Source organism: Luteitalea sp., from assembly GCF_044337415.1.
In the GTDB taxonomy this organism is placed as follows: domain Bacteria; phylum Acidobacteriota; class Vicinamibacteria; order Vicinamibacterales; family Vicinamibacteraceae; genus Luteitalea.
This window is the reverse complement of sequence record NZ_JBIINP010000118.1, coordinates 1-13,385: the sequence shown is the minus strand read 5'-3', so window position 1 is coordinate 13,385 and position 13,385 is coordinate 1. Positions and strand designations below refer to the sequence as shown.

8 protein-coding genes are annotated in these 13,385 nt (G+C 68.3%); 6 read left to right on the top strand and 2 right to left on the bottom strand.

Annotated elements, in window-relative coordinates; translation table 11 throughout:
* Positions 1-20 precede the first annotated feature (20 nt).
* The 6 genes from ACIRDX_RS15425 (at position 21) to ACIRDX_RS15400 (ending at position 7,415) form a co-directional block, all read left to right on the top strand.
* Entirely contained in the window at positions 21-2,117 is a 2,097-nt protein-coding gene (locus ACIRDX_RS15425) for a radical SAM protein (protein WP_396626328.1), read from the top strand.
* Between the two features lie 117 nt (positions 2,118-2,234).
* Positions 2,235-3,080, top strand: a complete 846-nt coding sequence (locus ACIRDX_RS15420; protein ID WP_396626327.1) for a hypothetical protein — start codon at positions 2,235-2,237, stop codon at positions 3,078-3,080.
* Positions 3,081-3,224: 144 nt separating this feature from the next.
* Positions 3,225-3,890, top strand: coding sequence for a peroxiredoxin (locus ACIRDX_RS15415; protein ID WP_396626326.1), 666 nt, complete (start codon positions 3,225-3,227; stop codon positions 3,888-3,890).
* A gap of 86 nt (positions 3,891-3,976) precedes the next feature.
* Positions 3,977-4,795, top strand: coding sequence for a family 16 glycosylhydrolase (locus ACIRDX_RS15410; RefSeq protein WP_396626325.1), 819 nt, complete (start codon positions 3,977-3,979; stop codon positions 4,793-4,795).
* Positions 4,796-4,960: 165 nt separating this feature from the next.
* The gene (locus ACIRDX_RS15405; protein WP_396626324.1) at positions 4,961-5,920 is read left to right on the top strand and encodes a transporter; all 960 of its coding nucleotides are present in this window, start codon (positions 4,961-4,963) and stop codon (positions 5,918-5,920) included.
* 64 nt (positions 5,921-5,984) lie between these two features.
* The gene (locus ACIRDX_RS15400) at positions 5,985-7,415 is read left to right on the top strand and encodes an arylsulfatase (RefSeq protein ID WP_396626323.1); all 1,431 of its coding nucleotides are present in this window, start codon (positions 5,985-5,987) and stop codon (positions 7,413-7,415) included.
* 168 nt (positions 7,416-7,583) lie between these two features.
* Here ACIRDX_RS15400 and ACIRDX_RS15395 read toward each other — a convergent pair whose 3' ends face one another.
* Both ACIRDX_RS15395 and ACIRDX_RS15390 read right to left on the bottom strand, forming a co-directional pair.
* Complete coding sequence (locus ACIRDX_RS15395) at positions 7,584-10,517, bottom strand: IPT/TIG domain-containing protein (RefSeq protein WP_396626322.1); 2,934 nt, start codon at positions 10,515-10,517, stop codon at positions 7,584-7,586.
* A gap of 241 nt (positions 10,518-10,758) precedes the next feature.
* A complete protein-coding gene (locus tag ACIRDX_RS15390) occupies positions 10,759-13,326 on the bottom strand; it encodes a DEAD/DEAH box helicase (protein WP_396626321.1) in 2,568 nt (855 codons plus the stop codon).
* Positions 13,327-13,385 lie beyond the last annotated feature (59 nt).

The window sequence follows — 13,385 nt, the reverse complement described above, 5'->3', positions numbered from 1 at the left end:
ACGACGACAAAGGAACAACGATGCCGCACAAGCCGATCAAGTACGTCGAGAAGGGGTTGACCTACGCCGCCAAGGGCGCGTGGGTGGTGTTCGATGCGCTCAACTCGATCAATCGCGCCCCCGGATTCGTGCCGAAGTGGTCGGACAAGCCGCTGCAGAAGTCGTGGGAGAAGGTGAAGCCGCCCCTGGGCTGGCCGCGCGAGACCGACTCGCTCTGCCCGACCTGTGTGCGCGAGGCGCGCCAGGAGATCCTCGACGGCAAGCGCGACGTCTCGGTGCTCCTGAACGAGAAGGTGGGCGAGATCAAGGCCACCATCCTCGAGAAGGACGGCAAGATCATGATGGTCAAGGATTGCCCGCAGCACGGGCACTTCGAGGACGTCATGGCCATCGACCCGGCCTTCTTCAAGCACCTCGAGGACTCGTACCCGGGCAGCGACATCCGCGCCCACAACGACGAGACGCTGCACAACCACGGCAGCTCGACGATCAAGTACGGCCGCGGCGCGGTGCTCACGATCGACCTGACCAACCGCTGCAACATGATGTGCGACCCGTGCTTCATGGACGCGAACCAGGTCGGGTTCGTCCACGAACTGAGCTGGGAAGACATCAAGACGCTGCTCGACAACGCCATCACCATCAAGCCGCGCCGGCAGATGTCGGTGCAGTTCTCGGGTGGCGAGCCGACGCTGTCGCCGTTCTTCCTCGACGCCGTCCGCTACGCCAAGAAGGTCGGCTACAACTCGGTGCAGGCGGCCACCAACGGCATCGAGTTCGCCAAGAGCCCGGAGTTCGCCCGCGCCGCGGCCGAGGCCGGCCTCCGCTACGCGTACCTGCAGTTTGACGGCATCGGCAACGCCGCCAACTCGCACCGCCTCGTCGGCAACCTGTTCGACGTCAAGCTGCGCGCCATCGAGAACCTCTGGAGCAACGGCGTCGACATCGTCCCGGTCACGACGATCGTCAACGGCGTGAACAACGAGCAGGTCGGGCGGATCATCAAGTTCGCCCTCGACAACCCGCGCAAGATCAGCTTCCTCTCGTTCCAGCCCGTGTCGTTCACGGGGCGCGACGAGGAGGTCACCGACGAGCGCCGCGCGGCGCAGCGCTACACGCTGTCGCACCTGGCGCACGACGTGAAGAACCAGGTGCAGATCGGCGAGCCGACGCGCGACTGGTTCCCGATCTCGTTCATGGGCACGTTCACCGACTGGGCCGACCTCGTGAAGGGGCCGCAGCAGGACTGGGGCAACCTCGCGTGTGGCTGCCACCCCAACTGCGGCGTCGGCATGGCCGTGATGATCGACAAGGAAACGAAGGAGGCCGTCCCGGTCACCGCGTTCCTCAACGGCGGGCAGCTCGCCAAGGACCTGCAGCGCGTCAACGACGCCGCTCGCAGCAAGAAGCTGTCGCTCTGGGGCATGTCGCTCGCCCTGGCGAAGAACTACGACCCGTTCATGGCGCCGACGCACTTCAAGCTCATGGACCTGATCAAGAAGTTCGACAAGACCTTCGGCGCGACCGGCAAGAACTACGGTCGCGTCGACGGGCAGCGCACGCTCGAGGACGTCGAGAAGCGCCGGCAGGACCGCTGGAACTTCCTGTTCATCGCGGGCATGTGGTTCCAGGACCTGTTCAACTACGACTTCCGCCGCACCGAGCGCTGCATCATCCCGTACGCGACGCAGCAGGGCGAGATCAGCTTCTGCGCGTACAACACGGGCATCGGCTGGCGGAACATCATCGAGAAGATGCACATGACGGCCACCCTCACCAAGTGGTACGAGGAGCACGGGCGTCACGAGATCTTCGCCGGCGGCAAGAAGGTCGAGCTCGGCACGGCGGGGCACACGCTCGTGCTCGACGCCGACGCCGTCGCCAAGGCCCGCCAGACCGACCTCGACGAGGCCGGCGTGGCCAAGAACGCGCGTGAAGAGAAGCTGCGCGCCCGTGACGAGGCCAAGAAGAAGGCCGAGAACGACAAGATGGCTGCGCTCTACCGCCAGCACGTGCTGAAGGAGCCGGCCCCCGAGCTGGCGACCGGCCTCCAGATTCAGGGCCTGAAGAAGGCGGCGCCCGCGCCGAAGGCCGAGCCGGAGCCGACCGTCAACTGAAGCGGGTCATTGGAAATTTGAACGTTGAAATTTCCAATCACACATAGTCACCAAAGGGCGCGGGGAGCTGAGGCTCCTCGCGCCCTTTGGTGCGTCTGGGCCGTCCTCGTCCTGGGCGTGGCGTCGGTGCTGGCTGCCACGCCACGGGCCGAGGAGCCGGTGCCCCTCCGCGAGGTGCTCGCCCGGGCGGGCGCCGCCGCCGAGCGATTCGGGCGCGACCTGCAGGGCATCGTCGCCCGCGAGCGATACCTGCAGACCATCCGGCCGTGGATGGGCAGTGCGCCGGAGCGGGTGGCCGAGGTCCCGGCCATGACCTCCCGCCGGCTGGTGGCATCCCTGCTGCTGGTCCACGATCCCCAGACGCCCTGGCAACTCCATCGCGACGTCGTGTCGGTCGACGACGAGCCGGTCGAAGGCCGGGACGCCCGGCTGGCCGCCCTGTTCGCCGACCCGTCGCTGGAGGCCCGCGAACGTCTCCGCCGCATCACCGAGGACAGCGCCCGCCACAACCTCGGTCATGTTCGTCGCACCATCAACGTCCCGACATTCCCGCTGCTGCTCGTCCATCCCGCATACGCCGATCGGTTCCGCGCCAGCGATCGGGGCACCCTGCACGAGGAGGGGGCGACGCTGCGCCTGGTGGCCCTGCGTGAACGGGGAAGGCCGCGCGTGATTCGTGGTGACCGCCTCCGCGACGTCGAACTGCGGGCGTTGCTGGCCATCGACGAGGCTACGGGTGAGATCGTCCGCGCCGTGCTCACCCCGCGCGGCGGCGACCTTCGCGCCCACCTCGAGGTGACCTTCGCGCGCGTCGCCGGCATGCCCGTGCGGGTGCCGGTGCGCCTGTGGGAGTGGTACTGGGTGCACGACGTCCCCGAGCGCGACCGCTACGTGGAGGGCGAGGCCACCTACGACGACTTCCGCCGCTACACGACCGACGCCTCCGCGCCCCAGGTGAAGTAAGGCCCGTACCCGGTACCCCGTACCCCGTACCCGGTCCCCTGTCATATGCCACGCCTGCCCCTTTGGCTCAGCGCGCCCGAGGCGCAACCATAGTCGCCACATATCCGGGCCCACGGCAGGCGCCCGCTGGAGGTTAGACTCGAGATGTCCGGTCCGCTCCCGATCAATAGCAACGCCCCCGACTTCACCGCCAACACCACGCACGGCGCGATCCGCTTCCACGAGTGGCTCGGCGACAGCTGGGGCATCCTCTTCTCGCACCCGAAGGACTTCACGCCGGTGTGCACGACCGAACTCGGCACGGTGGCTCGCCTCGTTCCCGAGTTCGAGAAGCGCAACGTGAAGGTCATTGGCCTGAGCGTCGATCCGGTCGATCGACACGACGCGTGGGCGAAGGACATCGAGGAGACCCAGGGCGCGGCCGTGACGTACCCGATGATCGGCGACCCGGACCTCAGCGTCTCGAAGCTGTACGGGATGCTGCCTGCCGACGCGGGCCAGACCTCGGACGGACGCACGGCGGCCGACAACGCCACCGTCCGCAACGTGTACGTCATCGGGCCCGACAAGAAGATCAAGCTGCTGCTGTCGTACCCGATGACGGCCGGCCGCAACTTCGACGAGATTCTCCGCATCGTCGACTCGCTGCAACTGTCGGCGCGTCACAAGGTGGCCACCCCGGCCGACTGGAAGCCTGGCCAGGACGTGATCATCGGCTCGGCCGTGTCGGACGAGGAAGCCAAGGGGATCTACCCGAATGGCTGGCACGCCGTGAAGCCGTACCTGCGCTACGTCCCCCAGCCGAAATAGGCACGCTCCAGCGGCAGCAGGGTACTTGGCCGTCGACCTTCGTGGTCGACGGTCAGCGATCCCCGCGCCTGGTGTACCCTGCGCGCATGCGGACCATCTCGCTCGCGCTGGGCGCATGCCTGCTCCTGACAGGCACCGTTCACGGCCAGCCGTCCCTGCCTCCACCCCCGCCCGGCTACGCCCTCGTGTGGCACGACGAGTTCGATCGCGACGGGTTGCCCGACGCCTCGAAGTGGAGCTACGACGTCGGCGGCCATGGCTGGGGGAACCGCGAGCCGCAGTTCTACACGGATCGTCGTCCCGAGAACGCGCGCGTCGAGCGCGGGCACCTGATCATCGAGGCCAGGAAGGAAGCGTGGCAGGGCGCGCCCTACACGTCGGCCAGGCTCGTCACCAGGGGCAAGGGCGACTGGACGCACGGTCGCCTCGAGGTCCGTGCGCAGTTGCCGCGCGGCCGGGGGTCGTGGCCGGCCATCTGGATGCTCGCGACGACGCCCGGCCAGATGCGGTGGCCAGACGATGGCGAGATCGACGTGATGGAGCACGTCGGCTTCGACCACGGCGTGGTGCACGCGTCGGTGCACACGAAGGCCTTCCATCACAGCATCGGCACGCAGAAGACGGCGAAGACCACGGTCGCCGACGTGGCGGAGGCGTTCCACGTGTACGCGGTCGAGTGGGACGCCGCGCACGTGCGCGTGCTGCTCGACGGGCGCGAGTACTTCCGCTACGACAAGCCGGCTGGGGCCGGCAAGGCGGAGTGGCCATTCGATGCCCCGTTCCACCTGCTGCTCAACGTCGCCGTGGGCGGCGCGTGGGGCGGGGAGAAGGGCATCGACGAGTCGACGCTGCCGTACGCGATGACGGTCGACTACGTGCGCGTGTACCAGCGCGCGCTGCGCTGAACGCAGACTCGTGGCTGGACCTGACCAAAGGAATTGCCTGGCCATCGTGGCCTGGCGAGCCGCGGCGTCGCGCCGCGCGTGAGCGTTGGCGATCTGCACGTTCGGGCAGCCTGCGCACCCGTTGTTGTGGTGGCGCAGCACCGATGTCGTCGTCACCATGGGTCGATGACACACGCGCGTGCGCTGTCCCTGCCATGCCTTCTGGCCCTCCTCGTCGGAGCGACACTCCCGAATCCCGCGGCCGCGCAGTTGAACAGTCAGAACATCAAGGGCGACGTGGGCCTCAAGTCCGGTTCGCAGGCCCCTCCGGGCGGATATGTGGTCGCGCCGCTCTACTTCTACAGCGCCGACGCGCTGAAGAACCGTGACGGCCAGGAAGTCGCGACGGGCAGTCTGGACGCGACCGTCTTCGGCCCCGGTTTGAACTACGTCACCACGAAGAAGATCGGCGGCGCCAACTACGGCTTTCTGGTGGTCTTGCCGTGGGCCAACAACCGGATTCAGGGCGGTCGCGTCGACGAGAATCCCGGGCAGGGGATCACCGACATGTACGTCCAGCCCGTGAACCTCGGCTGGCACGGGGCGCGTGCCGACACGACGGTCGCGTACGGCCTGTACGTGCCGACCGGTCGCTACGAGGACGGCGCCAGCAACAACACCGGCCTGGGCATGTGGGGCCATGAACTTCAGGCCGGCACCACGGTGTATCTCGATCAGGCGCGGACCTGGCACGCGGCGACCACGGCGTCGTTCAACTTCCACTCCGAGAAGAAGGACAGCGACACCAGGGTCGGCAACGCCCTCACTCTCGAGGGCGGCGCTGGTCGCGACTTCCTTGGCGGCGGGCTCAGCCTCGGCATGGCCTATTACGCGACGTACAAGCTCACCGAGGACCGACTCGGACCCGTCGCCGGCGTGCTGGTACGCGGCAAGAACCGGGTGTACGGCGTGGGGCCCGAGGCGACGCTGGCGATTGCCGCCAGGCAGACCGTCTACGGTTTCGTCACCGTCCGGTATCAGTGGGAGATGGGCGCCCGCACGACCACCGAGGGCGGCGCGCTGAACATCATGGCGACGTTCCTCCTCAAGCCGCTGAAACTGGCGCCCGCGCCAGCAGTGCCGTGATGCGTGCTGGTGCCTGTCACGCTCACCATCACCATCCTGAAGCTCTGGTAAGGAAAGACTGACAATGGACTCACTGCAGAAGGTGCGCCGCGGAGCGATCCTCGCGCTGGTCGCGGCGTTCATGGCCGTGCCCGCACTGGTCGCGGCCCAGACGACTCGACCCAACATCGTGTTCATCCTCACCGACAACCTCGGCTACGGCGAGATCGGGGCGTACGGTGGTGGCGTCACACGCGGAGCGCCGACGCCGCGCATCGACTCGCTGGCCAAGGAGGGCATGCGCTTCCTGAACTTCAACATGGAGACGCAGTGCACACCCAGCCGCTCCAGCCTGATGACGGGGCGCTGGGCCATTCGTTCCGGCACGCACTCGGTGCCGTTCGGCGGCGTCGCGGATGGCCTGACGCAATGGGAAGTGACCATCGGCGAGGCGCTGTCGTCGGCGGGCTATGCGACCGGCTACTACGGCAAGTGGCACCTCGGCAGCCATGACGGGCGACTGCCGAACGACCAGGGCTTCGACGAGTGGTTCGGGATCCCCCGGACTACTGACGAGTCTCTCTGGCCGTCCTCACCCGGCTGGTCGGCCGACATCATGCCTGCCGAGCAGATCATGGAAGGCCGCAAGGGCTCGCCGAGTCGGCCACTCGCCGTCTACGACACGATCCAGCGTCGTCTCATCGATGCCGAGATCACCCGGCGCGCCGTGAGCTTCATCGGTGCGCGTGCCCAGGCGGGCAAGCCCTTCTTCGCCTACGTGTCGCTCACGCAGCCGCACCTGCCGACCGTGCCGAATCCGTCCTTCCAGGGGCGCACGGGCAACGGGGATTGGGCGGACATGCTCGCCGAGATGGACAGCAACGTCGGACAGATCCTCGATGCGGTGGATCGCGCCGGCGCGCGCGACAACACGATCGTCGTCTTCACCAGCGACAATGGCCCCGAGTTCTTCCGCCCGTGGGACGGTTGGGCCGGCCCTTGGCGCGGCCAGTACTTCACCGCGCTCGAGGGTGGCATCCGCGTGCCCTTCATGGTGCGCTGGCCAGGCCGGATCGCTTCGGGAACCGTCAACAACGACATCGTCCATGGCGTGGACATGTTCGCGACGCTGGCCGCATTCGGTGGCGCAGCAGTGCCGACGGACCGCCCGTTCGACAGCATCGACCAGTCGGACTTCTTCCTGGGCAAGCGGGTGACGTCGGCCCGTGAGGGTTTCCCCATCTGGTGTGCGGACCGACTGCAGGCGGTGAAGTGGCGGAACTGGAAGCTGCACTTCTACCGGCAGGACACCATGTTCGATCCGCCTGTGCGGAACCCGGTGCCGACGATCTACAACCTGTACACGGACCCGCGCGAAGAGAAGCCCACGCCGGATTCGTGGGTGGTGGGGCCGGTGCTCAAGATCGTCGGCGAGTTCGAGCGGAGCGTGAAGCAGCATCCGGTCATTCCGATGGGGACCCCGGATCCGTATCGGCCCGGTGGCGCATCACGCTGAGGAGCGATACCTGGCCTCGGCGGCGCCTGGGGCGGAGAGAAGGGCATCGACGAGTCGACGCTGCCGTACGCGATGACGGTCGACTACGTGCGCGTGTACCAGCGAGCCAGGTAGCGCTGCCACCTTCCGGGCGACAGCGCAGTGGTCCGGCCGGGTCGTGTCGCCTGCTCAGGGCAAGGGCGTTGCGGGACTGTTGGTGCCGGCGGCCCAGGGGGTCGTGGGCGTGCTGACGAAGGATGAGCGCTCGACCACGAGCGACGTCGAGCCGTCGGTGCTTTCGACCATCACACTGAACCGGCGGCCGAGCGCGGCCGGGAACGTCTGGGCCACGTCCAGCGAGTACCGTCCGCTGGCCGGGACGAAGGCGTCGGTCATGTGCACGGAGCCGTCCTCGGTCAGCAGCGTGAATCGCACCGGCGTGTCGGTGCTCGCCAGGTTGGCCACCAGCACGTAGGTGCTCGCCGCGCCGGTTCCTCCCGCTTCGCCCTCGGCCACCAGCCACCGTGCCGCTGTCTCCGTCGCGCCGTGGCTGCTGTGCGCCCCGACCCAGTCGCCGGTCGCCTGCGCGCGCCAGCGCATCGTGCGCTCGACGACCACCGGCCGGGACGAGAGGCTCTCGACCTGGATGGACACCTCGGTGTCGGCCAGTTCCAGCGCGTCCTCATCGACGTGGAGCGTCAGGCGGCTTCGCGCCGCGACCGAGTGCATCCTGGCGATGGGCGTCGTGCCGGCTCGAAGGTAGGTCACCTCCACATCAACCGACGCGCTGTTGAGATTGGCGATGCTGACGAACTCGTCGAACGTGCCTCCCGTGGCGCCCTCGGCCAGGTACCAGCGTGAGGCTGGCGCCTCGACGGCCGCGCTGTTGTCACCAGCACTGAAGACCTCGGCCCCGTTCTGGACATAGGCCGAGCGTTCCACGACGACCGGCACGTGGTTGAGCGAGGTGACCCGCGCGAAGACCTCGGCGTTCGCGAGCGCCGCGTCGACCTTGTTGACCCAGATGCTGGTCAGCGATCGTGGCGCCACCTGGTAGGTCCTGTCGATCTGCTGTCCACTGGCCAGGAAGAACTGCACCTGCACATCGGCCGTCGTCGACGTCGGATTCTGCACCAGATAGAACATGGCGAGTTGGCTCGAGGTCGTGCCTTCGCCCATCACCCACGAGGTCCGTGGCGCGGACACGCCGGGGTCGCTGTGCGCACCGTATGCCGGCCCGCCGGACGCCCATGTCATCGTCCGCTCGATGGCGATCGGCTGCGGCGCCTCGAACCTGGTGGCGAAGATGTCGGTGGCGAGGGCTGGCCGGTTGGTGTCGTCGATCGTGGAGCGTGACGTCGGCGGCAGGATTACCTCCATCGTGGTCGGCGTGCCCTGCGCGTCGGTGAACGTCACCGTCACGGGAACGGGTTCGGCGTGGGCGTTGGCCAGCGCGAACCGGGTCTGGAAGAAGCTGCCCGAGGCGCCATCGGCGAAGTAGCGCGTAAAGCGCGGCGTGGGTTCCTGGAACGTGAAACGCGCGGCCGCACTCGCATCCTGCCCGGCAGTGAAGGCCAGCGAGATGTTCACTGGCCCTGCCGCGTGGGCGGGAGTCTCCACCGTGACGGTCGTCGGTGTGGAGGCGAGCACCGGCACGGCCACCCCTCCGATTGCCACCGTTGGCCCCTCGCCGAAGCGCAGGCCGATCAGCGTGACCGGTGTTCCGCCAACCACCGGCCCGTCGGCCGGAACGACCTTCGTGATGAGCGGGGCGGTCGCGAGGTACGTGTAGCCGCCGGCGCGCGTCGCCCGCTGGCCATCGACATTGCGCACCGTGACCCCGACCGCGCCGCTGACATGGGCGGGTGCGACGACGGTGGTCGATGTGCTCGTGATCGCAAGGACCGTGGCGCTGCGTCCGTCGAAGGACACTGCGGCGCCGCTCGTGAAGCCGGTCCCGGTCACCGTGACCACATTGCCCTTCTCGACCGCGCCGCGGTCGGGCGTGATCGCCGCGATTGTCGGCGCTGCGCTGGTGTACGTGAAGGCAACGGGGCCCCACGCCGACTGGCCGTCGGGGTTGGTCACGGCGAGCCGCACCCGAGTCGGTGCATGGGCCGGCATGCGGACCACCACGCGCGTCGAGGTGACCGAGACCACGCCGGCGGCGACGCCGTCCACCGCAACAGAGAGACCGACATCGAAGTGGGCGCCCTCGAGCGCGACCTCGGTGCCACCGTCGCGGGGGCCGGACGTGGGCGAGAGCCTGGCCATCGTCGGCGCCGGGCCTCGATACGTGAAGGCCTGGCCGAGCACGGCAACGTAGCCGTCCGGATTGAGCACGGACACGTCGACCACGCCCGCGGCCTCGGCAGGCGCCCGTACCGTGATCGAGGTCGTCGTCACCTGCTGCACGACGCCCGCGACTGCGCCGAAGCGGACGGTCGCGCCGGTCTGGAACGCTGTCCCGGTCACGACGACATCCGTGCCGCCTGCGATGGGACCGACCACGGGTGACACCGCCGTGATCGAGGGAGGGATGTCGTAGACGAACGCGGTGCCGGCGGTGGCCGCGCCCGAGTCCGGATTGGTGACGCTGACCGGCACCGGGCCCGCCGCGCCTGCCGGCGTCTTCACCGTGATGGCCGTCTCGGTCACGTGCTGTACGGTGCCCGCAACCGCGCCGAAGCGGACGACGAGCCCCGGCTGGAACCGCAGGCCGGTGATCGTGACGTCCGTCCCGCCAGCCAGCGTGCCCGTCGCAGGCGACAGGCCCGTGATCGTCGGAGGCACCACCACCGAGGTGACGACGGCCGAGACCTCGTTGGAATACCCGCTGTGCACCCCGGCCGCGTTGAACGCGCGCACGGCGAAGTAGTACGTCCCGGGACTGAGGTCGGACACCCGATGGGTCACGGCCGTGGGCGCCACGGTGACCGAGTGCGAATACACCCCGGGGGTGGTGCCCCAGACCAGTACGTAGCCCGCGAGATCGGGCTCAGCGTTGGCCGTCCACGCGAGTTGGACGGCGGGGGCGGCGTGCGACACGCTCGCGGCCAGCAGGACACAGACCGCGAGGAGCAGGTGACGGCAGCGGCTGGAGAGGGCGCCTTGGCATTCCATGCCCTCCTTCTGGGCAACGCCTGCGCCCAGGGCGCCGCATCAGCCTTCGGTAGATTCTGGGCAGCATTGCGCTGCTGAGGTCAGATGTGGGATCCGAAGGAAGGGCGAGAGTCGTGACAGTTTTGTCTGTTGATATACGAAACTTAGTTAAGGTCCACTATGGATAGTGGTCCGAATTCGTACAGGCACCTTTGATAGCGCTTGGGCGTCTGGCCCTGACGGCCGCTCGACGTTTCGGTGATCACGCCACCGGGCCGACGCTGCGCAGGCGGATGACCGGCGCCTGGCGTGCGCGCGACGCCGGGATGTCGACCTCGAACTCCGCCATCCAGTCGTTCAGGTCCTCGGGATCCACGAGCACCTGCTGCACGCGCCATGCCTCCGGATCGATGTCCCGGTCGACGTGCGTGTGCTTCGCGTTGCGCCCTTCGGGGTCGAAGCGCACCGCGAGGTGGCCCGACAGGTAGGCGCCGAGGGTCTCGGCCAGCCGTTCGGGTGTCCACGAGGGCGTGTCACTGGCCAGATCGCCGGCCACCGGCGAATCCAGTACCGCCAGCGCCGCCGCGTGATCGCCGTGCGCCCAGGGGCGAAGCCACAGGAACACCCGTGAGCGCACCGCCGCCATGAACGCGCGATGGTCCGTCGTGAGGTCGTAGGTGGTCGGGCGCCCCGGCCGCAAGGCGAGGCCGCCACCCGACGGCGCCAGCGGGACGTACGACGGATCGCGCATGCGCTCCCACTCGTCGGCCAGGCTCGCGTCGACCCCCTGCACCAGCGCCTTGAAGTGCCACTCCACCTCGAGCACATCGTCGGTCTTCGCGCCGTCGGGGACGGTCTGGCTCAGCACCTTGTACACGCTGTTCAGGTGCCGCAGGAGCAGACCTTCCGAGCGCTCGAGGTCGTACTCCATGACGTACTCGGCGAACGACTTGCCGGACTCGTACATCTCGCGCGCAATCGACTTCGGGCGGATGTTCTCCTGGCCGACCCACGGGTGCCGGTCGGCGAACGCGTTGAAGGTGTCGTACACGAAGTCGCGCAGCGGCTTGGGGTACTCGAGCTTCTCGAGTTCCTCCATGCGTTGCTCGTACTCCATGCCGTCGGCCTTCATCTGCGCGACGGCGCGGTCCTTCACGCGATCGAGCTGCCGGCGCAGGATCAGTTCGGGATTCTCGAGGATCGACTCGGCCAGCGTGAGCACGTCGAGCGCGTGCGTGGGCTCGTCGGGATCGAGCAGGGGCAGCGTCTCGATGAGGTACAGCGAGAGCGCCTGGTTCATCGAGAAGTCGTCCTGCAGGTCGACGTTGACGCGCACGCGGGCGCCCTCCGGCGTGCGGGGCACGATCTCGACGATGCCGCGCGCGGCGAGGCTGCGGAACAGCTGCCAGGCCCGTCGGCGATGGCCCGGCTTGGCGGCTTCCGGCTCGTGCGAGTCGCGAATCAACCGGCGCATCGCGCGCACGCCGTCGGTGGAGCGGCTGAGCACGTTGAGTAGCATCCCGTGCGTGACCTGGAAGCGCGAGACGAGCGGCTCCGGCGCGGCGCCGACCAGGCGCGTGAGCGTGTTCTGGTCCCAGTGCACGTAGTTGTGCTCGGGCGGCTTGCGCTTGACCACCTTCTTGCCGTCGCGCGCCGCCTTCTCCGAGAGACGGAGGTTCTCGATGACGTGCTCGGGCGCCTGCACGACGACGAAGCCCTGGTCGTCGAAGCCCTTGCGCCCGGCGCGCCCGGCGATCTGGTGGAAGTCGCGCGCGGTGAGGTGCGTGGTCTTCTGGCCGTCGAACTTGCACAGGCGCGTGAACACCACGGTGCGGATGGGCACGTTGATGCCGGCGCCGAGCGTGTCGGTGCCGCAGATCACCTTGAGCAGGCCCTGTTGCGCCAGCTGTTCGACCAGCACGCGGTACTTCGGCAGCAGGCCGGCATGGTGCAGGCCGATGCCATGGCGCAGCCACTTGCGGATGTGGCCCCCGTACGGGCTCGAGAAGTCGAACGACGCGATGCGATCGGCGATGTCGGCCTTCTGCTCGCGCGAGCAGATCTTGAGGCTGGTGAAGTCCTGCGCGCTGCTGGCCGCGTCGGCCTGCGTGAAGTGCACGACGTAGGCGGGCGTGCGTCCCTGCTCGACCAGCGCTTCGATGGCGTGGGGGAGTGGCACCTCGGAGTAGCTGAACTCGAGGGGCACCGGACGCAGCACCGACTTGATGGTGATCGAAGGCCGGTCGTTCAGGCGCGTGAGTGCCGCCTCGAACGGCGTGGTGTCGCCGAGGGTGGCCGACATCAGCAGGAAGCGCGTCTGCGGCATCGTGAGCAGCGGCACCTGCCACGCGACGCCGCGATCGCGATCCGCGTAGTAGTGGAATTCGTCCATCACCACGTGCTGGATGTCGGCGCCCTCGCCTTCACGCAGCGCGAGGTTGGAGAGCACCTCCGCCGTGCAGCAGAGGATCGGGGCCTCGCGATTCACCGAGGCGTCGCCGGTGGACAGGCCCACATGCTCCGGCCCGAACTCGCGGCACAGGTCCATCCACTTCTCGTTGACCAGCGCCTTGATCGGGCAGGTGTAGACGGCGCGCTCGCCGCGCGCGAGGGCGGCAAACAGCAGGGCCGACGCGACCAGCGACTTGCCGGAGCCGGTGGGGGTGTTGAGGATGACGTTCTGGCCGTCGAGGAGGGCCAGGATGGCCTCCTCCTGCGCCGGGTAGAGCGAGAGCCGCCGTCCGGCGACATAGTCGAGGAACCGGCCCAGCAGGTCGTCGCCGGAGGCATCACGCCGGGTGGGGAGGAGGTCGCCGAGCAACGCAGGCACATGACATTCTCTCGCAGGCGCGGCTGTGGCGCAGGTGCGTCATAGCCCTTGCCCGACGC